General features: G+C 54.3%; 20 protein-coding genes, 1 tRNA gene and 1 pseudogene. 7 read left to right on the plus strand and 15 right to left on the minus strand.

Annotated elements, in window-relative coordinates:
* Positions 1-95 (plus strand): annotated as a pseudogene (locus tag BUA28_RS16485) (methane monooxygenase/ammonia monooxygenase subunit C); the annotation flags it as partial.
* Between the two features lie 170 nt (positions 96-265).
* Here the strand turns inward: BUA28_RS16485 and BUA28_RS14595 are convergent.
* From BUA28_RS14595 to BUA28_RS14615, 5 genes are all read right to left on the minus strand, one after another.
* Positions 266-2,560, minus strand: coding sequence for a DNA translocase FtsK (locus BUA28_RS14595; protein WP_072768849.1), 2,295 nt, complete (start codon positions 2,558-2,560; stop codon positions 266-268).
* Positions 2,561-2,734: 174 nt separating this feature from the next.
* Positions 2,735-4,069, minus strand: coding sequence for a glycolate oxidase subunit GlcF (gene glcF, locus BUA28_RS14600; RefSeq protein ID WP_072768850.1), 1,335 nt, complete (start codon positions 4,067-4,069; stop codon positions 2,735-2,737).
* A 1-nt stretch (position 4,070) separates the two neighbouring features.
* Positions 4,071-5,183 (minus strand): glycolate oxidase subunit GlcE, encoded by a 1,113-nt coding sequence (gene glcE, locus BUA28_RS14605; RefSeq protein ID WP_072768851.1) that lies wholly within the window; start codon positions 5,181-5,183, stop codon positions 4,071-4,073.
* A gap of 50 nt (positions 5,184-5,233) precedes the next feature.
* Entirely contained in the window at positions 5,234-6,688 is a 1,455-nt protein-coding gene (locus BUA28_RS14610) for an FAD-linked oxidase C-terminal domain-containing protein (RefSeq protein WP_072768852.1), read from the minus strand.
* A gap of 18 nt (positions 6,689-6,706) precedes the next feature.
* Positions 6,707-7,657: a 2-hydroxy-3-oxopropionate reductase gene (locus tag BUA28_RS14615; RefSeq protein ID WP_072768853.1), complete on the minus strand. Its 951-nt coding sequence runs from the start codon at positions 7,655-7,657 to the stop codon at positions 6,707-6,709.
* Positions 7,658-8,295: 638 nt separating this feature from the next.
* Here BUA28_RS14615 and BUA28_RS14620 point away from each other — a divergent pair.
* On the plus strand, positions 8,296-9,450 hold the full coding sequence (locus BUA28_RS14620; protein WP_072768854.1) for an NAD(P)/FAD-dependent oxidoreductase: 1,155 nt from the start codon (positions 8,296-8,298) through the stop codon (positions 9,448-9,450).
* A gap of 200 nt (positions 9,451-9,650) precedes the next feature.
* Here BUA28_RS14620 and BUA28_RS15995 read toward each other — a convergent pair whose 3' ends face one another.
* Entirely contained in the window at positions 9,651-10,253 is a 603-nt protein-coding gene (locus tag BUA28_RS15995; protein WP_178298066.1) for a hypothetical protein, read from the minus strand.
* A 76-nt stretch (positions 10,254-10,329) separates the two neighbouring features.
* Positions 10,330-10,734, minus strand: a complete 405-nt coding sequence (locus BUA28_RS14625; protein WP_072768855.1) for a hypothetical protein — start codon at positions 10,732-10,734, stop codon at positions 10,330-10,332.
* Between the two features lie 457 nt (positions 10,735-11,191).
* On the opposite strand from BUA28_RS14625, the gene BUA28_RS15375 reads away from it, so the two are divergent.
* The 5 genes from BUA28_RS15375 (at position 11,192) to BUA28_RS14650 (ending at position 15,938) form a co-directional block, all read left to right on the plus strand.
* Positions 11,192-11,539, plus strand: coding sequence for a hypothetical protein (locus BUA28_RS15375; protein ID WP_256598344.1), 348 nt, complete (start codon positions 11,192-11,194; stop codon positions 11,537-11,539).
* Positions 11,540-11,591: 52 nt separating this feature from the next.
* Entirely contained in the window at positions 11,592-12,113 is a 522-nt protein-coding gene (locus BUA28_RS14635; RefSeq protein WP_072768857.1) for a hypothetical protein, read from the plus strand.
* A 14-nt stretch (positions 12,114-12,127) separates the two neighbouring features.
* Positions 12,128-12,709 (plus strand): YMGG-like glycine zipper-containing protein, encoded by a 582-nt coding sequence (locus BUA28_RS14640; protein WP_072768858.1) that lies wholly within the window; start codon positions 12,128-12,130, stop codon positions 12,707-12,709.
* A gap of 107 nt (positions 12,710-12,816) precedes the next feature.
* Positions 12,817-13,521: a protein-L-isoaspartate(D-aspartate) O-methyltransferase gene (locus BUA28_RS14645; protein ID WP_072768859.1), complete on the plus strand. Its 705-nt coding sequence runs from the start codon at positions 12,817-12,819 to the stop codon at positions 13,519-13,521.
* A gap of 2 nt (positions 13,522-13,523) precedes the next feature.
* Complete coding sequence (locus BUA28_RS14650) at positions 13,524-15,938, plus strand: spermine/spermidine synthase domain-containing protein (protein ID WP_072768860.1); 2,415 nt, start codon at positions 13,524-13,526, stop codon at positions 15,936-15,938.
* 508 nt (positions 15,939-16,446) lie between these two features.
* Here the strand turns inward: BUA28_RS14650 and BUA28_RS14660 are convergent.
* From BUA28_RS14660 to BUA28_RS14695, 8 genes are all read right to left on the minus strand, one after another.
* Entirely contained in the window at positions 16,447-17,268 is an 822-nt protein-coding gene (locus tag BUA28_RS14660) for an OmpA family protein (RefSeq protein ID WP_072768862.1), read from the minus strand.
* 21 nt (positions 17,269-17,289) lie between these two features.
* The gene (locus tag BUA28_RS14665) at positions 17,290-17,679 is read right to left on the minus strand and encodes a DUF4398 domain-containing protein (RefSeq protein ID WP_072768863.1); all 390 of its coding nucleotides are present in this window, start codon (positions 17,677-17,679) and stop codon (positions 17,290-17,292) included.
* Between the two features lie 611 nt (positions 17,680-18,290).
* Positions 18,291-18,866, minus strand: a complete 576-nt coding sequence (locus tag BUA28_RS14670) for a CNP1-like family protein (protein ID WP_072768864.1) — start codon at positions 18,864-18,866, stop codon at positions 18,291-18,293.
* 821 nt (positions 18,867-19,687) lie between these two features.
* Positions 19,688-21,028, minus strand: coding sequence for a GTPase HflX (gene hflX, locus BUA28_RS14675; RefSeq protein WP_072768865.1), 1,341 nt, complete (start codon positions 21,026-21,028; stop codon positions 19,688-19,690).
* 446 nt (positions 21,029-21,474) lie between these two features.
* The gene (locus BUA28_RS14680; RefSeq protein ID WP_218587276.1) at positions 21,475-21,933 is read right to left on the minus strand and encodes a hypothetical protein; all 459 of its coding nucleotides are present in this window, start codon (positions 21,931-21,933) and stop codon (positions 21,475-21,477) included.
* A 564-nt stretch (positions 21,934-22,497) separates the two neighbouring features.
* On the minus strand, positions 22,498-23,130 hold the full coding sequence (locus BUA28_RS14685) for a dihydrofolate reductase family protein (RefSeq protein WP_072768867.1): 633 nt from the start codon (positions 23,128-23,130) through the stop codon (positions 22,498-22,500).
* A gap of 488 nt (positions 23,131-23,618) precedes the next feature.
* Positions 23,619-23,694: transfer RNA gene (locus tag BUA28_RS14690), tRNA-Lys, on the minus strand.
* Positions 23,695-23,894: 200 nt separating this feature from the next.
* Positions 23,895-24,647: a Mut7-C RNAse domain-containing protein gene (locus BUA28_RS14695; RefSeq protein WP_072768868.1), complete on the minus strand. Its 753-nt coding sequence runs from the start codon at positions 24,645-24,647 to the stop codon at positions 23,895-23,897.
* Positions 24,648-24,745: the final 98 nt, after the last annotated feature.

Below are 24,745 nucleotides of genomic sequence, written 5' to 3' on the forward strand. Positions count from 1 at the left end.
TCGCGGCACAGATCATCACCCGCTACTCCAACCTGACCGACGTCGTCTGGAATGGCCAAAGCAAAGTCATCCTCAACAACCGCATCGTACCGTAATCGGCTGGGTAGTTAACTGAGCCCATCCAGACCGCCCGCTCCCCAAGTCAAGGGGACGGGCGGTCTTAATTTAACTTCGTTTCAGGCATCAAAACAAAAGCAAAAGTAGCAGACCAGGCATTCTTGCATTCGTCGTGACGTCGTCTTCATTGATGAGTCATAGACCTCGGCTAGTCGTTGCGCGCCGGAACCAATACCTCTCGATTACCGTTGGTTTGCATGGCCGAAACAAGTCCTGCGCGTTCCATTTCTTCAATCAGCCGCGCAGCGCGGTTATAACCGATACGCAAATGCCGCTGTACCAGCGAGATTGAAGCGCGGCGCGACTTGAGCACCATCGCAACTGCGTCGTCGTAAAGCGGATCGGCTTCGCTGCCTTCCTGGCCTGCTATGCCAGCGCTTTCGCTCACGCCGCCCTCTTCTTCGATGGAGTTTAACACCCCATCCACATAGCGCGGCGCACCGTGCGCCTTCAGGTATTCCACCACTCTGTGTACTTCCTGATCGGCGACAAAAGCGCCATGCACCCGTTGCGGATAACCGCTGCCGGGAGGCAGATAAAGCATGTCGCCCTGCCCAAGCAGCGCCTCCGCCCCCATCTGATCCAAAATGGTGCGCGAATCCACCTTGCTGGATACCTGAAACGCCACACGGGTCGGAATGTTGGCTTTGATAAGGCCGGTAATCACATCCACTGAAGGCCGCTGCGTGGCGAGCAGCAAATGCACGCCTGCAGCACGTGCTTTCTGTGCCAACCGAGCGATCAATTCCTCGACTTTTTTGCCCACCACCATCATCAAGTCCGCCAATTCATCTATTACCACTACGATCAATGGCATCTCTTCCAGCGGCTCTGGCGCGTCCGGCGTCAAGCTGAATGGATTGGTCAATGGCTGTTCGCTCTTTATTGCATCCCGGACTTTCTGGTTATACCCACCGAGGTTACGCACACCCAGTGCAGACATCAGCTTGTAGCGCCGCTCCATTTCCGCCACCCCCCACCGCAGCGCGCTTGCCGCCTGACGCATATCCGTCACGACGGGCGCCAGCAGATGCGGAATGCCTTCATAAACCGACAACTCAAGCATTTTTGGGTCTACCAGAATCAGGCGCACCTGCTCAGGCGTAGCCTTATAGATAAGGCTCAGTATCATGGCGTTGATAGCCACCGATTTGCCTGATCCAGTCGTTCCCGCAACCAGCACATGGGGCATCCTGGCCAGGTCCGCTACTACCGGATGGCCGCCGATGTCCTTGCCCAACGCCATGGTCAGCGGCGACGCCATCTCGGCATAAGCTTGTGAACTGAGAATTTCGGACAGCCGCACCACTTGCCGCTTGGGATTGGGAATCTCCAGGCCCATACTGGTCTTTCCCGGAATGGTTTCCACCACGCGTATGCTCACAACCGACAAAGAGCGCGCCAGGTCTTTCACAAGATTGAGAATCTGGTTACCCTTTACGCCCACCGCGGGCTCGATCTCATACCGGGTAATGACGGGACCGGGATAAGCCGCCACAACCTTGACCTCCACGCCAAAATCGATCAGCTTCCGCTCGATCAGGCGCGAAGTGAATTCAAGCGTGTCGGTCGACAGGATTTCCACATCCTTTTTCGCCGGCTCATCCAGCAGTCGCAACGGCGGCAAAGGCGAATCGGGTAAATCGACGAATAGCGGCGTCTGTTTTTCCTTGATCACCCGTGGCGACTTCGGAATCATGGTGGCGGGCTGCTCGATATGTAAAGGCGGATTTTCCTGGAAACGTTTTTTCCCGACCTCGACCAATTCATCCCGCTTGATTGCCGAGGCCAAGCCCGCGCGGCGATCCTGCCAGTCTTCCCAGCGGCGCCTGACGATCATGCAGCTTTCCTCCATCACCGCGCCCAGTTTCTCGACAAAACGCAACCAAGACAGGCCGGTAAACAAGCTGAAGCCGATCGCGATCAATGTTACCAGCGCCAGCGTCGTGCCGGTAAAGCCCAGCATCTGCGACAGGTTCTTGCTGATTATCAGGCCCAGCACGCCGCCCGGCGTCTGGGGCAACGTTATTTGGAGCGTATAAAAACGCAATGCTTCAAGTCCGCTGCTGGCGAATAGCAAAACAAGAAAACCGGCAGCCGAAACAAACAATGGGCGACGATCGAATATGCCCCCATCGATACGGTGATAAGCCCACGTTACGAGAAAAGCACAAAATAATACCCACCACCAGGCTGAAACGCCGAATAGATATAGCAGCAAGTCCGCCAGCCAGGCCCCCGCCATCCCGCCGGGATTTTGCACGGTCGCTGCGCCACTGTGGGACCATCCAGGATCGGCACGCTCATATCCATAGAATATCAGCACCAGGTAAAGCGCCACGCCGAGCAACGCAAGTCCCGTTGACTCGCGCAGCAGCCTGACAACCCTCGGCGGCAAAGGATTGGGACTGGATTTTTTCGCCATAGACTTGACAGAACTCATGGATAGTCTCGGGCTAACAGAGGAATACGGAAAGAAATCCGATTATATAGGGTTACATCAGCGCAAAAAAGCAGCGTCATTGCCCGCGGCATCGTATGGAAGAAGATGAAGAAAGACGATTACAAATGCATCGCTACCTGGCGACACAAGGCTAAATAATTTTACTCGATCTCATTACTTTACTTGCGCGGCGGATTCAACTGTCCGGGTGTCCTTGTCCCTGAGTTTTTCATCCAGTATTTCGATCCAGTGCTCGACCGGCAACGACGTACCGCCTCGTACGTGCATGAGGCATCCTATGTTGGCGGTCGCGATCCGGGTTGGCTCTCCCGACTCCAGCGCCGTTACCTTGTTTTTCAGTAGCTGCTGCGACAGTTCGGGCTGCAAAATGGAGTAGGTGCCTGCCGATCCGCAGCAAAGATGAGCATCCGGCACATAAGTCAATTCAAAACCTGCGGCAACCAGAATTTTCTCGGCAACACCCCGAATTCGCATTCCGTGTTGCAGGGTGCAGGGGGAATGGAAGGCGAGCCGGGGTTTTTTTGCGTCGCCCGTGTTCGCCAACGGTCTGGCGAGGAGTGACACGAGCGCTTGGGTCTCGGCTTCCACGATTTCGCTGATATCTTTAGTCAATTCGGAAATCCGTGCCGCCCTTTCCGCGTAGGCGGGATCATGGCGCAATAAATGGCCGTATTCCTTTACAGTCACGCCGCAACCACTCGCAGTCATGACAATGGCTTCCACTCCAACTGCCCCTTCTCCTCCTGCGTCACCTTCCATTCCGACATACGGCCACCAGGCATCCACATTGCGGCGCATGTAATCCAGCCCTTCCTGCTGGGCATTAAGGTGGTAAGACACCGCACCGCAGCAACCTGCCTTCGGCGCCTTGATGAGGGATATGCCGAGCTTGTCTAATATCCTTGCGGTTGCGGCGTTAATGTTAGGCGCCAGTGTCGGCTGTACACAGCCTTCCAGCACCAGCATTTTGCGTCGATGTTGTACAGGAGGCTGAGATAGCGTTGGTCCCGCAGGCCGGGAATTCTTTATACGCGGTATTGAATCCCGAAGAACACCCGGCAGTAATGGGCGGGCAGACCGCCCCAGCTTCAGCAATGAAGCAAACACCCCTGCGTTAGGTAGAGTTTGACGCAATGTGTATCGAACCGCACCTGCAGCGAAGCTGCGTCCCACTTTTTTTTCAACAATACCACGACCAATATCCACCAGTCGTCCATATTGCACGCCGGACGGACAAACCGTCTCGCAGGCGCGGCAGGTGAGGCAACGATCAAGATGCAACTGGGTCTTTTGCGTGACCGGCGCGCCTTCCAGCACTTGTTTTATCAAATAGATACGCCCACGTGGGCTATCCAGTTCGTCGCCCAGCAACTGATAAGTCGGGCAAGTGGCAAGGCAGAAACCGCAATGAACGCAATTCCGCAGTATCGCCTCCGCTTCCTGTCCTTCCGGAGAGTCTTTGATAAAGTCGGCGAGATGGGTTTGCATTTTATATTTCCGGGTATATCCGGCCGGGATTAAGTATACGCATGGGGTCGAATTTTTCTTTCAGGCCGCGAGTGATATTCATCATAGCCGGCGTGAGCGGATGAAACACGGCAGCGCGCGATCCGTAACCGCGAAATAAAGTAGCATGGCCGCCGGCGCCTTTCGCAGCACTGCGTATGGCGAGATGCACGGCCTCGGCATCCGCATCAGCCGAGTCAATTACCAGCCAGCGCAATGCTCCGCCCCATTCGATCAATTGATTCCCGGGCAGCGATAGTGGCGGGGTTGTGGATTTTATGGATAGGCGCCAGAGCGGCTTCCCCGCTTGGAAAAATGGGTGAGTCTGTTCACGGACGGTTTCCCAGAAAACGGCGCCGTCATCGATCTCCTCGCCCCCTATTATCGCACGCGCGGCGCGCACGGCAGGTGCTGCGCCCGAGAGTCTCAAAACAAGGATGCCGTCGCAGAAACAGGTTGCGGAGACCGGTAGCGGCTTACCCGCCCAGAAATTCATCTTTTCGATGGCTTCCGCCTCGTTCATCGGTAAGCGCAGCGTAAGCTCCATTGCCGGTAGCGGCAGCACTTTGAGTGAAACCTCGAGCAATAAGCCCAGCGTGCCCATCGAACCCGTCATTAAACGCGAGACATCGTAGCCCGCAACATTTTTCATGACCTGGCCGCCAAAACGCAGATCCTCTCCTCTACCATCCAACATGCGCACTCCCAGCACAAAGTCACGTACTGCGCCGCCGGATGCCCGGCGCGGACCGGACAAGCCGGTAGCAACACAACCACCGAGCGTAGCGCCAGCACCAAAATGAGGGGGCTCGAAAGCCAGCATTTGACCGTGCCTGGCCAGTTCGGTTTCGAGATCGGAGAGCCGCGTCCCTGCGCGAGCGGTGACCACGAGTTCCGTAGGCTCGTAATCGACTATGCCGGCGTAGGCGGTAGCATCAAGAATGCCACCACGTGAAGGAAGAGGATCGGCCAGGGCCAGGGCGACAATGCGACTGCCATAGAAGTCCTTGGTGCCGCCGCTGCGTATTATTAATTGCTCGTCAGCGCCGCCGGCCGCTTGAATGGTGTCGGCAAATTGATCGATGAGATATTGCATTGTCTAATCGTCGCCAGTCTTCAGACTATGCAAAATCGCCTCATCAATTTTCAAAACCTCGGCAGCTCAGGGAATTTTTCTTCGCCCCGATGCACGTGCATTGCGCCATGTTCGGCGCAACGACGTAGCGTCGGCACGGCTTTTCCGGGATTCAGCAGTCCCTCAGGATCAAAGGCCGCTTTTACCGCATGAAACATCTTCAGTTCCCCCATCTTGAATTGAGAACACATCTGGTCAATTTTTTCCATGCCGACTCCATGCTCGCCCGTAATGGTCCCTCCTGCCTGGATACACATCTCAAGTATCCTTGCGCCAAATTCCTCGGTTAATTCAAGCTCTCCGGGCCGATTGGCATCGTAAAGAATCAGCGGATGCAAGTTGCCGTCGCCAGCATGGAAGACATTCATGCAACGCAGACCATACTCAACGGAGAGCGCTTCGATTCCAGACAATACGTTTGCAAGACTCTTGCGGGGAATGGTTCCATCCATGCAGTAGTAATCCGGTGATATGCGACCCGCCGCCGGGAAGGCTGCTTTGCGTCCGGCCCAGAATTTAAGCCGCTCGGCCTCATCGCGCGACGTCCTGATCTCGATAGCGCCGCTTCTTTCCATGATTTCATTAATATGCTGGATTTCTTCCGCCACTTCCTCCGCCGTACCGTCGGCTTCGCATAGCAGAATCGCGGCCGCATCAAGGTTGTAGCCCGCATGAACGTACTCCTCCACTGCGCGGGTGGTCATTTTATCCATCATCTCCATACCGGCCGGAATAATTCCTGCACCGATCACGTTCGCCACCGCATCACCGGCACTACGCAGGTCATTAAATGCAGCAAGGACCACTTGGGCTTTTTCAGGCTTGGGCGTGAGTTTTACGGTAACTTCAGTCACGACGCCCAACATGCCTTCGCTGCCCGTCATGAGCGCCAGCAGGTCGTAACCCGGCGCATCCAGCCCATCAGCGCCGATTTCAAGGATCTCGCCGTTTATGGTTATGACGCGCAGTTTGAGAATGTTATGCACGGTGAGCCCATATTTCAGGCAGTGTACGCCCCCCGAATTTTCGGCCACGTTGCCACCGATGGAGCAGGCAATCTGCGATGACGGATCGGGTGCATAATATAGTCCATACGGTGCCGCCGCTTCGCTGATAGCAAGATTGCGTACCCCTGGCTGCACTCTCGCGGTACGTGCTGCCGGGTCAAGCTCAAGTATTTGCCTCAACTTGGCGAGCGACAAAAGCACACCCTCAGCATGCGGCAGCGCGCCCCCGGACAGGCCGGTTCCCGCCCCTCGTGCTACTACCGGGATTTTTGCTACATAACAGGCCTCTAAAATTTCGATCACTTCATTTTCGGTTCGCGGCAGTGCCACGATCAAGGGCATTTGCCGGTAAGCTGACAAGCCGTCGCACTCGTATGGCCTCAAATCCTCGGTCTCATGAAGCACCGCATCGGATGGCAGAAAGGTGCGTAGCCTGGAAACAAGCTCGAGCGCATTCATTTCAATTATTAAACTCGGTTAATTTGATTCTTTTTGTGAATTCTGAGTCGAATCGTTAATTTTATGATTCGACAAGTTTTCCAGCACTTGTATCATTGCTGCGCTGTCCAACTTTGCGCCGCCGTGGGCGATGCATGCATTAAACATTTGCTGAACGGCGGCAGTATTGGGCAAACTGATACCCAGCGCGCGCGCATTGGAGAGTGCCAGGTTCAAATCCTTCTGATGCAATTCTATGCGAAATCCCGGCTCGAATGCGCGCTTGATCATACGCTCGCCGTGAACTTCCAGGACGCGAGATGAAGCAAACCCACCCATCAGCGCCTCGCGCACCTTGGCAGGATCGGCGCCGGCCTTGGACGCAAACAACAGGCCCTCGCCAACAGCCTCGATAGTAAGCGCAGCGATGATCTGGTTGGCAATCTTGCAAACTTGACCTGCGCCGTTCTCCCCGATTAACGTTATTGTTTTTCCCAGTAATTCGAGAACAGGCCTGATCTTCTCGAATACCGGTTCCTTTGCGCCGACCATAATGGTAAGGGTTGCATTCATTGCGCCGATATCGCCGCCGGACACAGGCGCATCCACATAGTCATGACCGAGCTTGTTGATAGCGGCAGCGAACGTTCTGGTTTCGATGGGAGAGATGGAACTCATGTCCATCACGATCCTGCCCGCAATTGAGCTTTTGCGCTTCGTATCGCTCAACTCGCTGCGCAACCCTTCCACCACGCCGTTCGTGCCGAACAGCACCTGTTCCACATCCTGCGTATCAGGCAGCATGGTGATGACAATGTCGGCGTTTTGTGCGATTTCCCCGGGCGAAGAACAGGCGTTACCGCCCAGCTTGAGCAATTCATCGGGCACGCCACTGCGAGAATGCAGAAACAATGTGTGGCCGCCCTTGATAAGGTTCCTGGCCATGGGTTTTCCCATGATGCCGAGGCCGACGAAACCGATACTTGTCATTTTTTGCTCATCAGCATTTTAAAATCCTGCCGGTTATCTCAGCTATACTTTTGTGCTCGCCAGCCTTGCTGGTGCCATTCACGGATTTTTTCGCGGGCGGAGAAGTTTCGCTAGTGTAAACTTTCTCGCGATCCGGATGCCGAATACGGGAGCGTATTTCGCACGCATGCTCATATTTTTTAGCTAGCGCAGGTGTGCATCCAACATTCTCGCACTGGAAATAAACGTTGGGGTTCCTTCGTCACCCCAACCTGCGAGATAATTTTTTGGGCCGCGTCATTGCTGCGTACGGATAGGACATGGGACAACCAAATGATGGGTTATGCTTCGCTCCACCCATCCTACAAGAAGGCTTTGCCGTTGCCCGCTTAAATATCAGGATACCAGGCGCCGCGTTTCAAAACGCGTGTTCATATTTTTAACGTCGAAATAGAAAAGAATATTGCCATTTGATAATTACAAGGAAACAGGATGATCAAATTTCAACAGGATAGGGGTAAACAGTGCATTTCTACCTATGTTAATACAAAAGTAGCTCGACGCAATATGAGCGCACTCGCCTGCGTGGAGACCATGCGCGAAAAAAGACGTAACGCTGCGATGACGAGTGCTGGTCTTGAACTACTGGTTGCGCTGACATGAGCAAGGAACCCGTAATTATAATCGGCAGCGGTATTGGCGGTTATACCGTAGCCCGGGAATTCCGCAAGCTGGATGCGGAAACGCCTATGCTGATCATTTCCGCGGATCACGGCGGATTTTATTCCAAGCCGATGCTTTCAAACGCGCTGGCGACGGGTAAGACGCCTGCGTCCATACTGAATGCCAGCGCCGAGAAAATGGCCGCGCAACTGAAGATGACCATCCGGCCCTATAGCCGGGTATCGGCCATAGACCCATCCAATAAAACAGTGACATTGCAGGATGGAGAGAAACTGACCTATAGTCAACTCGTCCTGGCCATGGGGGCTGATCCGATCCGGCTGCCTCTGGAAGGGGAGGGAGCAGAGGATATCCTTTCCGTAAATGATCTCGATGACTACCAACGCCTCCGTGATGCGCTGGAAGGAAAAAAGGATGTAACCATTCTGGGCGCGGGCCTGATAGGTTGCGAATTTGCCAACGACCTGACCATGGCGGGTTACCGGGTACGCGTAATCGATATCAGCTCCCAGCCTCTGGGGCGGCTGCTGCCGCAGGCCGGCGGGGCCTTCATGCAACGCAGGCTGGAGGCTGCCGGTGTGGTTTTTCACTTGGGCGCGGCGACTCAGTACATTGAGCGGATTCATGAAAGCTTGCGCCTGACTCTCGCCAATGGAGAAATCATCCAGACGGATATCGTGCTCTCTGCTGTTGGGTTGCGTCCACGGACTGCGCTAGCTCAAGCAGCCGGTATTGCGGTGAATCGCGGTATCTCGGTCAACCGCTCGCTGCAAACCTGTTATGAGGATATTTATGCTCTGGGCGATTGTGCCGAAGTGGAAGGTAGAGTTCTGCCGTTCGTGATGCCGATCATGCACGCGGCACGCGGGCTCGCCGCTACGCTTGCCCAAACGCTGACTCCGGTACGCTACCCTGCCATGCCCGTGCTGGTCAAAACACCGGCTTGTCCAGCCGTCGTATCGCCGCCCGATATCTCTTTTCAAGGCGAATGGCTGGTCGAGGAAGATGAAAACGGCGTCAAGGCCCTGTTTAAAAGCGCAGAGGACAAACTGCTGGGTTATGCGCTGCTAGGCACGTCAACCAAGGAAAAAAACGCGCTCGCCGCGCATTTACCGGCAGTGATGGAATAAGGAAAGCAGGCATTTTCCATTATTTCACGCCGAGCAAATAATGGTGTTCAGGCGTTATGCAGTTGTCAAACAGGTATGGCAATGATGCAGCGTGCGAGTCACGCCACATCATTGCTGGTTCTAGCCGGTCAGGCTCCGGAATGATAAATTTCGTCTTCTCCTCACAGATAAATATTCGAGGACTCGAAGGGCGGTTTTCCCTAATAACCCTTCGAACGCATGCAGGAGGAATAAGCAGCCTGATATTGCCCATCGCGTGACTTGGTTTCGTTGAGCCCGTAAAGAGTTCCGCCCGCTACCCCGGTTACGCCGCCGATGGCAGCACCCTTCCCGGCACCTTTTCCACCGCCTGCGATTGCGCCACCCGCGGCACCGACTGCAGCACCAATTGCAGCACCCAGCGCTGCGTTCTTGAGCACTTCCTCGGTTTTGCTGCTTACCTGCTCATTCGCATATCGGTTGCATGCTTCCATGACTGACTGCGGAGGATAGGCCGGTTGGGGTGGATATGCTGCTTGCGGCGAATACGGCGGGGGCGGCGGCACCGCAGCCGACGCGTTCCGGCTTGACTGGGCAGTACGCGCGCTGCGTCCAGTTGGTGCAGCGTCCTTGACCATCGTGTCTGGCGCCCCAGTCTTCTCCGCTGCGTCCGCGATTGGGGTTTTGTCGACTTGCGCTGTGGAGGATGTCGGCTCAGTCTTGGAATCGCTTCCTGTAACCATTAGTGTGGCGGCAACGGTTGCGCCGACCAGCAGTATTCCAACTGTCGCGAATTTCCAATAATTAACGGATTCGTTTGACATCGTAACTCCTTCTGAAATGTATTGCTTTTGTCCTTAATCTTTTCTGCATCTATTCAACCACCACCTTCCCGCCTACTCAGTGAGACCCGTGCTTGCCGCCTTTTCCGTTTTTATTGCCATCGCCGCTATTGCCCTTGTTGTTCTTATCACTTTTGTCCCTTGTCGCATGCTCATGCCCTTTGTGCTTACCTTCTCCACGATTTTGGTCATTGCCTCCAGCTTCATGTCCATGATGGTCCTGATTCCTCAAGTCGGAACGCTCCTGCCCCTTTGTTGCCCCGACAGCCCACTGTGCGTTTGAGTTCTCGGTTCCCTGCTGACCCAAGTGGCCGGACGCCATTCCACCCGGTTGCCCATGTTGACCAGCGTCAGCCATTCCGTGATGACCATCATGGTGCCCACCGCCACCTTCGCGCGCTACCGCCGTATTGCCATACGCCAGAACAACACCCAAAAACAATACCGATAAACCTTTATGCATGTTCGATCTCCTCTTGTGCTTATTAAACTATTTTTTATTGACGACAACTTTGCGGCAATCTGGCCCTTAACCGCAGGAACGTCATATTCTCTTCAAAACATTTTTCGGCTTTCTCTATCTTTACTTACTTCGGTACCCCCTGACTATTGGACTGAAGTACAACCAGCAGTTCATGAGCAATATAAGTCAACCCATCTGGACTACCTGTTCGCAATAACGCAGATCGGCTTGGCCCGTTTACTCTTCAACCTTGAACACCATCTTGGGCACAACATATTTTTCAACAGATGAATGCATAGCATGAAGTTGTGAATTTTTTGTGAAGTTTATGTAACTATACGACAACCGATTGTCTATTGATGCGTTATATCGATTAAGAGCACGAAATTGTTTTCTGACTTGTTTTCTGGCGGGTTCTTTATCAATTGTGATCCTTATCGAGGAAATGGAGACTTTCATGACAAAAATAAAACTTGCCTGCATCGCTCTTATCATGGTTGGGATGGCTCCCGTGAGTTCAGTTTGGGCGGGAAGAGGCCATGGCCACGGTCACAATAACCACGGTCACCACCGCCATCATCACGGCCACAACCACCATCACAACCACGGAGGAGGTAATGGCGGATATGGACTCGCAATAGGGATGGGATTGCTAGGTTATGGCCTGGGCTATCTGAGTAATAGAGCACCCTCCTACCCACCCCAGTATGGCTATCCATCCGCTGGCTACGCGCCCGGTTATGGATATGCCCCCGTTATCGTTCCTCCCGCACCGCCGGTCTATATCCAGCAGGGATGGCGATAAAGGGCACTCTTCCTTGATTAAACACAAGCACTACCTGGGTATGGAGACGTAAATGGGAAAAATGAAATTGATGTGTGTGGCGCTTATGCTGCTCGGGTCGGTTCCATTAGCATCGGCGGGCAGAGGCCATGGGGGTCACCATGGCCATCACAATCACGGGCATCATCACCACCGCCATGGAGGAGGTTCAGGATATGGACTGGCGTTAGGCATGGGATTATTGGGTTATGGCCTGGGCTACTATGGCAGCAGGGCGCCTTATTATCCACCTTCGTATGGCTACGGAAACCGATATGGCTATCCTCCTGTCGGGTACGCACCTAATTATGGTTACGCGCCTAATTATGGTTACGCGCCCAATTACGGATATGCGCAGCCTTATGGATACGCCCCTGCTGTTGTGTCTTCCCCCGCACCATCCGTTTACGTTCAGCAGCAGGAGGTCGTGCAGGTCCAGCCACAAGCTCAAGCTGCCAACTATTGGCACTACTGCCGAAACCCGGAAGGATATTATCCCTACGTGAAAAAATGCCCGGACGGGTGGCTGCAAGTCGCGCCCGAGCCCAGCCAATAAAAGGTACCGCCGGGATGCGCAAAATACCTGGATTATTTGCTCTGCTGGCAATATTCTTGCTGGCCGGTTGTACGAGCATACCGACAGGACCCAGCCTGATGGCGTTGCCAGGCTCGGGCAGAAGCTTCGAGCAATTTCGCTACGACGATTACTATTGCAGGCAATACGCTAATGAACAAATCGGTGGCATGGGTCCGAATCAGGCATCGATATCCAGTGGGGCAGGCAGCGCCGCGATAGGAGCGGCGCTAGGGGCAGCGGCAGGCGCGGCCTTGGGTGGGGGACGCGGCGCAGCTATTGGAGCCGGTACCGGTCTGGTGGCTGGAGGCCTGGCTGGAACGCGCACCGCTGGAGCCTCGGGATACGCCAGCCAGCAGCGCTACGACAATGGCTACATACAATGCATGTATGGAAAAGGCCATCGCGTCCCCGTACAAGGCCAGGTCATCAATGGGCCATATACAAATGGCGGCAACCAATACATGGGTACACCTTACCCATCTTATCCCCCCGCCAGAAGCATACGGCGAAGTTCGGTAGTTCCGCCACCGCCTCCACCGCCTCCGGGTATCCCTCCACCGCCGCCCCCGCGCTAAAGCTGCATACCCCGGATCAGGGGAAACTGAACGGGCATAATCTCCGATAACAGCTTCGCAACCTCCATTTCCCCGGCAAACCGTCGGGGATTTGCTTTAATGAGGTTATGAAACGCCGCTTCGCTTTTGGCGCACTCCTTTTTTTCTGCTGGATTTTCCCGTCCCAAGGCGGGGAATTCGAAGGGTTGCGCCATAAAATGATGGAAGAAGTTCTGGCCACATCCGGCAGTTCCCCTCCGGGTCCCAGTGTCATGGCAGCGATGGAAAAAGTGGAGCGCCATCGTTTCGTGCCTGCCTGGCTCACTCCTTTTGCCTATCTCAATCGCCCTCTCCCCATCGGCTACGGCCAGACGATTTCGCAACCTCTCATCGTCGCACAGATGACCGAACTGCTGAAAGTCAAGGAGGGTGACAAAGTACTTGAAATCGGTACCGGCTCGGGTTATCAGGCGGCTGTACTTGCGAAAATAGCCGGCTCGGTTTACACCATGGAAATTATAGAACCGCTCGGGAATCAAGCGGGCAAGCGGCTGAAATCCCTTGGGTATGACAACATAAAAACAAAAGTGGGCGACGGTTACTACGGGTGGCCCGAAGCGGCGCCCTTCGATGCCATTATGGTGACGGCTGCCGCAAGCCATGTGCCACCCCCTCTGCTCAAGCAGCTAAAACCAGGCGGGCGCATGGTGATCCCGCTCGGTACGCATTTTATGACGCAATATTTGATGCTGGTGGAGAAGCAGGCGGACGGCTCGGTAACGACCCATCAAATGGTGCCGGTCAGTTTTGTTCCGCTTACCGGCGGACATTAGCCGTGAATGCGCCGCGCCCGCCATTTATTGCCATTGGATTGCTCTCTGCCTGCGTATTGGCGTATGAGGTGCTGCTGACGCGCTTGTTCAGCATCGTGCTGTGGCATCACTTCGCCTATATGATCATCAGCGCGGCGATGCTGGGCTATGGAGCGAGCGGAACGGCGCTAACGTTGCTGAAGGAAAAAATCATTCCACACGTTGGAACAGTCTACGTCATGGCTGCCACGGGGATGGCTTTTCTGATGCCTGCAGCGTTTCTACTGACGCAACAGGTTCCGTTTAATCCGCTCGAACTGCTGTGGGACAAAACACAGTTAGCCAAGCTGCTTGCCATTTATCTCCTGATGATGCTGCCCTTCTTTTGCGGAGGGTTGGGCATCGGCCTCGTCTTGTGGCACTTCGGCAAAGAAGCAGGCCGTATTTATGCCTTTGATATCCTGGGCGCGGGGGTGGGCAGCCTGGGCGTTATCGGCGTATTGTTTCTGGCGCCGCCGAATAAGGTGCTCATCATCCTTGCGGCGCTGGCGCTGCTGGCGGCCGCCGTTGCTATCATCGAGCTGAAGGCGCGGCCGAAATGGTTGGCAGGCATGTTTGCAGGGCTGGCTTTTCTGGTGGCTGTAGCGCTGCCGGGCGACTGGTTGCAAGTGCACCTTTCGCCCTATAAGGACCTGAGCGAGACATTGAATGTTGCCGGGGCAAAGGTGATCGAGCAGCGTTCCAGCCCACTGGGGCAGATCACCGTGGTGGAAAACACCCGTATTCCCTTCCGCCATGCACCGGGGATGAGTCTCAACGCAACGGACGAGCCACCGCCTCAGTTGGGGGTATTCGTGGACGGCGAGGGGCCGTCCGTCTTAACGCGGTTTGATGGCAACCTGGCGCCGCTGGCCTACTTCGACCAGTTTACGTCAGCACTGCCTTACCATGTGCTGGCACGGCCGCATGTACGGCCACAGGTGCTGGTGCTGGGCGCGGGAGCCGGCAGCGACGTATTGCAGGCGCTCTACTTCCGCGCAGCGTCTGTCGATGCGGTGGAACTCGATCGCAACGTCATCGATCTGGTTCGGCGGCGTTTCCATGATTTTGCCGGTGACCTTTATGCCCAGCCTGGGGTACACGTGCACGAAGGCGAGGCGCGTGGCTTCGCCAACGCCAGCCGGGAGCACTACGACCTTGTGCAGGTAGCGTTGCTGGATTCGTTTGGTGTCGCCTCGGCAGGACTTTATGGCCTGAGCGAAAGCTATATCTACACGGTGGAGGCACTTCAGGCCTACCTGAATCGCCTCAGACCCGGCGGCATATTGGCTGTCACGCGCTGGCTGACCCTGCCGCCACGCGATGCGCTGAAGCTTTTTGCTACGGCAGCGCTCGCGTTGGAGCGGAACGGCGTGCCCAACCCCGGCAAGCGGCTGGTAATGATACGCGGCTGGAAAACCGTCACCTTGCTGGTGAAAAATAGCGATTTCACAGCGAGCGAAATCGAGGTGGTCAAGGAATTCAGCCGCAAGCGTTCTTTCGACGTAGCCTACTATCCGGGAATGCGCGCCGACGAGGCAAACCGTTACAACGTTTTGGTGCAGCCATATTTCTTCGAGGGAGCTGTTGCATTGCTAGGCCCGCAACGGCAGAACTTTATAGACCGGTACAAATTCCATATCGAACCGGCAACTGATGACCGGCCCTTTTTTTTCCATTTCTTCAAGTGGGAAGCCGCCGCTGAATTATTCGCCCTGCGCGAGCGGGGGGGCATGCCGCTTCTCGACTGGAGCTACCCGCTTCTGGTGGCGGCTCTGGTACAGGCATTTGTCGTCAGCGTTCTGCTGATCCTGGCGCCGCTGGCGGTATCGCGGAGCCGGCATACATTACCCACCGGGCGGGTGGCACTGTATTTCCTCGGCATTGGCCTGGCTTTCATGTTCATAGAGATCGCCTTCATCCAGAAGTTTTTGCTTTTCCTGGCTCACCCGCTATATGCCGTGGCGGTCGTGCTGTGCGCGTTTCTGGTTTTCGCGGCGGTGGGAAGCTGGCTTGCCGGACGGTGGCAAAAGCGGACGACGGGCAGCGGCCACCTGATCGTGGCTGTAGTGGTCATGAGCGCCTTATCGCTACTCTATCTCGTTATTCTGCCGGGCCTGTTCCAGGCGCTCATACACTTGCCGGATGTGGCAAAGATAGGGATTTCGGTGTTGCTGATCGCGCCGCTGGCGGTGTGCATGGGAATGCCTTTCCCTACCGGCATGATGCGGCTGGCGTCTACAACCCCGGACGCCATTCCGTGGGCGTGGGCGATCAATGGTTTTGCCTCGGTTGTCGGCGCCGTCCTGGCGACCTTGCTGGCTATTCACCTGGGTTTTGCCGTGGTAATTCTGTTGGCTGTCCTGATCTATGGCTTGGCCGCTGTCGCGTTGCGCTGAGGGGTTTGCTTGAGCGAACCATTCTCCCTGCGAAGCAGACTTGCGAGATTCAAGACACAGATGCAGAAGAGGGGGGCGAATGCTGATACCCGGATTAACGAGAACTTCCAGTGGTTGGTTTCGATTCCGTTTTTAAGTGGAATAAGGGCGATCCCGGTAAGCGCCGCTACGGAGCGTGGGCACGGTGGTTTTTCCGATCCAGGATCACGGGGTTGGGCAGGTGGAAAATATGAGTTGTTATCGAACCCTGCTCAGCCTGAAAGGCTAAGCAGGGGGAGTGAAGCTGTCTTCAATCATCTCGAAATCGAAATTCGAATAATTGCTTGATTCATATAGGTCGTAAGCGTCTAACCCTCGACCCACGGATCGACGTTTTGCTACGACAATAAGATGCAATGCACAACAGAACCAGCATCCTCAAAGCGGCTGTCGTGCCTTTTTTTGGTCGTTTCTTTGCTCATACGACAGACACGACAGACGCCTTACGAGAATCTTGGTACGAGAACCCCTAGCGCGACCTGATATTCCCGCTATCGTCGGATATGATCACCTCCACCCGCCGATTCAATTGCCGGCCCGCTTCGTTGCCGTTACTGGCGACCGGAAAGCTCTTTCCATAACCTCGCGTTGTGATGCGAGTGGAATCAATGCCCATGTTCATCAAGGTATCGCGCACCGCCTCCGCCCGCCGTTCGGAGAGCTCCTGGTTGTGGCTTTCGCTGCCGGTGCTGTCGGTGAACCCCTCAATTGCAACGTTGCGTTGGGAATTCTGCTTGAGAATGTCAGCAAGTTTCTGTACCTCGCGAACGCCACCCGACTTGAGCTGTGCACGGTCGATATCGAACAGCACATCGCCGAGAGTAATGACCATACCCCGGTCTGATTTTTTTGCGTTCAGCTCTTTAAGCTGCGATTCAAGCGCGCTTGCCCGCATTTCTGCGCTTTGTGCCTGCTGCTGAGCCTTCTCCGCTTCTTCTGTTCTTGCAGAAAGGCGAATTTTATTGCGCTCGGCATCGGCGGCAGACACATCTGCTTCAGCGGCTTTGCGCTTTGCGGTTTCCTGTGCGATTGCAACCTGCTTTTGTGCCATATCAGCCAGATGATCCACTTCGGCAGAATCTTTTCCTTTATTCCACGCGTTGTCGGCTTCCGCCAATGTGTCGCCTGCCTGCTTCAGTTCCAAGGGCGCGAGATTTGTAACTTTGGGGTCGCTCTGGGCACTGCGATAGCTGCTACGGGCGCTATCCAGATGTGCGTTTGGCGTCGAGCTACAGCCCGCCAATGCTGCGATAACGATAAACGAGATGGTTAAATAGCCATTTTTTTTCATGAGTGTATCTCCTCCAGGTAATTACTTTAGTTTGCGGTTCATTTCGTTTTGTAGTGTTTGATCGCTTTCCTTCAATGCGTCTGCTGCTTGCTTTGCTTTCGCCGCGCGCGCTTTAGCGGTCGCTAATTGCGCATTTGTTTGCGCGTTTTCACCTAACTTTCTGGCACGTTTGTAGTCATCATCCATCGCTGCCTTTTCTGCATTCTCCAGGTTGTCCTGGGCCGTTTTCAATTCCACTGGAGCAAATTCCGGCGCCCCGGCGCTTACCGCGTCGGCAACCGCAGTTTTCGCGACGGCAAGCTGAGCCGCCATGTCTCTTTTTTCCGTGGTTGCGCAACCTGCTGTGAACACAGCGGCAAGAACCATTACGCTCATCATTTGATACCATCTATATTTCGAAAAGTCTTTCATCGCTCACCTCCTAAAGATCAATAGAATCCAATTAACAGAACTACTGATGAGTTTATGGAGAAAAATTTGAATAATCCGTCTGCTAGCGCACGTAAGGGCTGGTAGACGTCGCATATGAGCCAGACGATTAAACGGATCGGCAAGCCTGGTTAGCAAAAACAACCGATTTCTTCTCCACAATTGCTGTGGATAAGTTTGTGGATAACCTCTGGACACGCGGGGTAAGTCAGCTTTCTGTAACGCTATTTACTTAGTTGACCGTTTTTTAAACTAAAAAAATGTAATAGTATTATCAGATAGTTAGGTGGAAAGCCAACGTTCATGCCGCTTTCCACGGACTTATTATGGGCATTTGTGTAGCCTGCGTTACAGATGTGGATTACTGCCAAATGTCAATAGTCTTCGCTGTAGTACTTTTGGGTTCAAGTATATATTGGAGCAGCTGGAATCAAGCTTGCTGGTATTCTGGTCCGTTGTGACCCGGGGTTCTGGACGAACGTGACGGTTATTCTGGTTGTTTGTGACCAGCTATTCCGGGCGAACGTGACTTTGACCTGGATAATCCTTTGGCACGTCCGGGCCAAAATGTGGGAATTTGGCGCATACTCTTCCTACTGGATCACGCGTGGATGGCCGCCCCTCTTGAATGCGTGAATGGCCTCTTCCCTGCTTCCCACGGTAATATCAGACGGACAAAAGAAATATCTGGAAAGCGCCCGCTGCGCATAGTGCTGTGATACATCTTCGAGTTCCTCCCACTTTGATACCCGCGCTCGTACCCATGTCCTGTCGTCACGAGCTACCGCGTATAACCTTTTTGCGGGACCCCGTAATTTAAATATCAACACTTCCGCTCTCACGTTCTCTCCAGCACCACCGGTCGCACACTGCATACCCTCGTAGCTTATGTTCGTCGCGCCTTGGGGGGATTTGATCACCAATGTGTAGCGCACGATATTGTCTTTTCCCACAACGATGGAAGGAGCGTCAATATAGTGAAGGTTATCGCTTGCAGGGCCAGCGTCAAAAGGCAACAGATTCTCAACTTTAGGGTAGGCGGGTAGCTGTACCTGCAGCTCGGCCCAGGTTTTGCCGCCATCAAAATCACTATCGAATCCCTCCAATGCCTTCTGGGGAGCGCACGCCGCGAGCAGCAGGAAGCATAGCAACAACAAAATTCTTTTCATGATAACGTCTTAAAGGGCACCGCGAAACATTGTTCAAACTTCTGTTGCAGATTTTGAGAATGAGGAGGATTGGTCGATGCCTTTGCTTCAGGAATTGGAATACATAGGCTCAACTTCAGGATACTCGCTCGCGGACAAATAACTGGGGATTATGTGAATGTGCCTAATGAAAGCATGAGCTTTTCGTTCGGATACCTTCAAATGCAGAGTTTAAAAAAGGTATTGCACGAGCCTATCGCAGTATTGGTCAGGAGATCAGATCAAGGAAGAGATTTAGAACGAGGAGAAGGACGCTTCTGCTTTATTGGCCTTATCTCGTTGGATTAACCACCAGAGAGCCGCTTGTTGACTACAGTTACCAGATTTGTCCGAATCGGCAAGCCAAACAAATGAGGCTTGCAGCGATTCAAGCACTTTTCATTTTAAAGCCGGGTTAGTACCGCCGGCTAATTTCGATACACCAAACTTCAGAAAATCGGCGATATCTTTCCCTCTTCGCCGCCACTCGATCTGTTCAGCGCAAGAGCGAGTCAGATAGCGGGTGTCGGTTTCTTTTTAGGTTTCTTTGCTTCTTTGTTTTTCCTTTGCTGACCTTTTGCCATGATGCTCTCCTTGCATTGATGATGCTCACATAGCGATAAACAATCGCTCCATAGCTAACGGTTCCTACCTGAATCGTTATTACTTTGCCGCCGTTGACCGCAGTTTTCAAGTCTGGCTTGAACCATTCTATACTTATCTAGCGTTGCTGCCGGTCGAATATTGACCAGCGCCAGCACTTGGCACATAGAATCAGCTTGCTGGGATCAAAGGCACTGAATTTATCTCGCTTGGCTGAATTGCTCGCGCAAGTCCTTTATGGCATTGGGCTCGCCGCGAACCCGAAAGAAGGTGCCCTCATTGTCCGAGTGCTCCTCCAGCACCTGACAGCTTGCGTATATTCCTCCGCGCAGTTGCTGTGCCGACCAGGGAAGAAAAAGCTCGGCCTCAACCAGATCCTGCTGGAAAAACGCGATGATCGTCTGGCGGAGCTTCGCGACGTCGTCGGGGCGGCGTGCGCTCATTACCACGCAATCCGGGTACTGTATCCGCAAGGCGGCTTCGCGTTCAGCTTGTGCCGCCGCATCGCCGACATGGTCGATCTTGTTGAAGACGCGGATGCGCGGCACGACATTCGCACCGATCTCCTCAAGCACGCTATCCGTGACCTCAAGCTGGCGCTCAAACCCGGGGTCGCTCGCATCGATGACGTGGAGCAGCAGGGATGCATCCAGCGCTTCGTCCAGCGTTGATTTGAACGAGGCGACAAGCCCGTGTGGTAAATTCTTTATGAAACCGACGGTATCACTGACGAGCACACGCGGCACGCTCTCCGGGTAGAGAGCACGCACCGTGGTATCAAGCGTAGCGAAGAGCTTATTCGCGACCAGCACCTCGCTTCCCGTGAGAGCCCGCATCAAGGTCGACTTGCCGGCATTTGTATAGCCGACGAGCGCCACGCCAGCGAACCCTTGGCGCTTTTGCCGGCGAACACGCTGCGTCTTGCGCTCGACATCCATCGCGGCGATTTCCTGTTGAAGTTCGGCGATGCGGTCACGGATTTTGCGTCGATCCAACTCAGTGTGCGATTCACCACCCCCCCGGCCGCCGACGCCGCTGCGCTGCCGTCCTTGCGGCCCGGCAAGCTTTGCCGCCTCGCGCAAGCGCGGCGCCATGTATCCAAGGCGCGCAATCTCCACTTGGGCCTGCGCAGCACGAGAGCGGGCGTTGCGATGAAAAATTTCGAGGATGACCATAGTGCGGTCCATTACTTCGCAGCCGACTTCCTTCTCAAGGTTGCGCGCCTGCGATGGTGAAATCTCATGGTCGACCAGGATGACATCGATATCCCGGCTATCAGGGCTAGCGGCTATTTCCTCGAACTCGGCGGGTTCGTTGTTCACGAAGCTGCGTATCTCCTGCCGCTTGCCGGCACCAAGATAGCCCGTGACGTCGAAACTTGAGCGCTTCTGCACGAACGTGCGGACGACCTCATACCCCAGTGTTCTTGCGAGCTCACGCAACTCGCTTAGAGACGCCTCGAACTCGCTATCGCTCACGCTCGGCAGCTGCACGGCCGCCACCACAGCGTACCTGGATTTCACTTCAACTTCTCTTTGCATTAGGGGATTGCATATCTCGAGTGGGCGAATTCGGATAGTACCTGCAAATGTGATAACCGGTGCTGATTATGCTATTTACAATTATGCTTGTTGCTGGCGGTTGAAAATTAATGTGATGGACGCCCGCTACTGTAAATGCTGTTATTGCCGACTATATATTGATAATCTATGCGGGCTGATTATCTATGCAGGCTAAGCTCTGACCAGACGATTTCATCCTAATAGTTTATTTTCTATCGGTTCGCTCATCGTCAGTTGTCGACCGGCAACGATTCAAAATTTAATCAATTCTTATCCGGCGCCAACACTCTATTCGCTTGGGAAGCAGCCACGATCCGTCTGGTCAAATGCTTTCCACGATTTTCCTCTGACGACTCAAGCATAAGAGGGACAGATCACGTTCGCCACGCCTCGCCTAGAACACCCTCAGTTGATCTTTTTTTCCTTTACTGCCCTTGCGGGCCGGCCCGCCTTGCCGCGTGTGGCACGTTGGTTGAGTGTGGATTCAATTTTTTTTGAAAACGCTCAGCCCCGAGCACAAAGTTACCATTGGTGGAATCCCGAATCTGGCTAAGCACGTCTGCGTCCAGATCCGTCTTGAACAGGTCGCGGTAGGCTATGCAACGCTGGGTATCACTTTGCGCCAGGCAGAGATATTGATAGTGAGGTCGAATGAGACGATTCGGTCTGCCCTCGGCGTTCGCCGCATAGCTCGACCAGCGATAGTCGCAAGGATGCCGTACCATACCGGCGCGCACCGGGTTGAGTTCGATGTAGAGGTAGCAGGCAAGCAAATAATCCTCGGTCTGAGTAAGGCAGGAGCAAAAGCGTCCTTCCCAGAGGGTACCGTTGCGCCGGTAGGTGCGGTTGACGTACTGCACGTAACGCTGGCCCAGGTGTTTCATGAGCAGACTCGCACTGTCCGCCTTTTCAACCATCCCGCCCGGCGTGATTTGATGCTAGGGCCACCGTAACTTCGGGAGTACGGAGCGGCAATTTAAGCCCTAAGGTCGAAATCCAGGCAAGGATTTTTTCCTTGTCGGCAGCAACCGATTTCCCATCAAGCATCCACCTGGCTATATTGTCTGCCGGTTTGTTGTCCTTTGAAACCAGGAATTTCCCCAGAAACGCGCGTTTCTATCGGGCCCATGGCTCAGGAGAGCAAAATGGCAGTCGGAGGCGCACCTTGATCGCTTCGGTGCGGCTCTCGAACGACGGCGCGACTACGGCAGAAAGCAAGCGCGGGACCGGCAATGCTCGCCCCCGAAATCAATATTTTTATTTCAGTTCTTTAACTGCGTCTAGCGCGGACTGGGCAGCCAGTCCCACTTAATCCGCCAAAACCTATGTGAAGAGGCACTAGTGGCTGAGGCGCGAATTAAACCTGGTCGGCGCCATCGTCGGCTAGCTGAACTGATACGCGCGTGCGAGAGCGCAGCTCTTTAAGTGGAGGCGTGCGATGATGCGGATCAGCGCGTTAGCACGAGGTGGGTCGCCAGCTCCGTTGGGACCACCTCTGTCACCCGATATCCAAGACCTGGTAGATCAATGCCTGTGAACAGGGATTCACCACGGCCCAGGAAGGTCGGCGACATTGCCAGATGCATCTCGTCGATTGCGCCTGCGAGTAGGTACTGGCGGACTGTCGAAACGCCGCCGCCGATCTTCACGTCCAGGTCGCCCGCGGCCGCTTTGGCCTGAGCGAGCGCCGACTCGATCCCGTCGGTGACGAAATAGAAAGTCGTCCCGCCCTCCATCACGATGGGCGCTCGGGCGTGATGGGTGAGGATAAAGGTCGGCGCGTGATACGGGGGATTGTTGCCCCACCAGCCTTTCCAGTCGGGTCCGCCCCAATCGTCGCCTGCCGGTCCGAACATGTTGCGGCCGAGGATGAATGCGCCGAAGCCTTCCGCCGTGGCGCGGGCGAAGCGATCATCAATCCCGTCGTCCTTTCCCAACATCGATCGGAACGTCCGGGTCGGGTAGAACCAGTTATGCAACTTCCGGCCTCCCTTGCCCAACGGATGTTCCAAACTTTGGTCTGGGCCGGCGCCGAAGCCGTCGGTGGACACTGCAAAACCTCTTACGCGCACCTTGCCCATGGGAATCCTCCGTGTGGTAATGAACGGATCTGATCAAGAGTATTAGCCAGTGACAGCTTAAGCGGCTGACGGGCAAGTTATGTCGAGAAGAAATTTTGCCAGTCTATCGAATGAAGCTTCGATCCCCTTAAAACCGACCCCAATATGCCACAATAGGCGGAAGTACGACAAGTCAGAAAATCGCTGTAATGCAACGTTGGATAGGACTTGTTGTGTTGGCGCCCTGATGAGGATAGAACGATTTTTAGCTGTTTGCCAACTTACGGTTAATCATTGATCGAGCCAACATAAAATAAAGTATGGCAATTTGTTAGTATGTAATCGCTTAGTCAATATCCGTCGGCAAAGCAGTCCGTTTTCGAGGTCACTAATAAGCTAGCGTCGTAATGATCCCGTGCCATTTTATATCAAGAATTTCTTGCAAAGTTACCCTGACGTTACCCTGAAAAATAACAAAGGACTAGCGTTTAAGCTAATCCTTTGATTATTGGTGGGTCGTGAGCGGCTCGAACGCTCGACCTACGGATTAAGAGTCCGCTGCTCTACCAGCTGAGCTAACGACCCGGAATTTCTAAGTAACCTGGGGCGGAACAACGAAATACAACTTATCGTTGTGTACCGACCTCGGCGATGCAATGCTACCACATCCATCGATAAATTCGAATGGGGAACACGACGAACATCGGTGTAATGTTACGCGACAAGAAGCTTTTTATTCGATCAGGCGGACAGCTCGATTTTCAAAAATCGCCTATGTAAATTGTTCAGGAGGATTGGCTGCCCGCCATGCACTCATCCAATAGGGCAAGCATGCGCTGCCAGTGCGAACCTTTCCAGAAAATACGCTGGCAAGTATCGCAAGTACTGAAGTAATTGAAATGCTCGCGTATAAAGGGTGGAATACGCATCAGCACTTCTGTTTTGTCAATGGAATGCAATGCCGTATTGCATTCCAGGCATAGCGTAAACGGCCGTACGCTTCGCGCGAGATCCAGCCGGCCGAATATTTCGCGCAACTGCTGCGCTGGTTTTAATGCGTGCACGTAACACCCATGGGTTATGGTGCGGCGCTTGAGCAGTTCGCGGTCACGCGTAAGCAGAATGCGTCCGTCGCGCGCGACGATAGCCTCTATTTTGCTATCCTGGAAATTGTTATCGTAAAGCGTATTGAAGCCTGCCATGCGCAGTAAGCGGGCGAGCCCGCCCATGTGGGCGTCTGCAATAAAGTGCGTCATGCGTAAGGGTTTCTCGCGCACTCGCAACATGGGGGTGATGTCGAGCATCTCGAACCTGGGAAAAACCGCGACCTGGTCGCCATCTTTCAATAACCGCTCGAAACCTACCGATTCTCCATTGACCAGCACCAATTCGACCTCGGTATGGGGCACGCCCAGCGCTTCTATCATGTGCTTGGTCGTCGCCGCTCGGGCGCAAGGGCAAGCAAATTCGCGCTTGCGCCGTTCTGGCGCGAGAAAATCGTTCAGTTCCTCGTAGAACCGGAATGTTGCGGTGACCATCTGGAAAGTATTGCACTTTTAGGGAAAAAGCGCATGCCGACGTGATGATGGGGGAAATCGCAAGCTTGCTCAGAGGTTTCCCGCAAACCTTATTGGTG

It is taken from the genome of Nitrosospira sp. Nsp11 (assembly GCF_900142705.1).
Taxonomy (GTDB): Bacteria; Pseudomonadota; Gammaproteobacteria; order Burkholderiales; family Nitrosomonadaceae; genus Nitrosospira.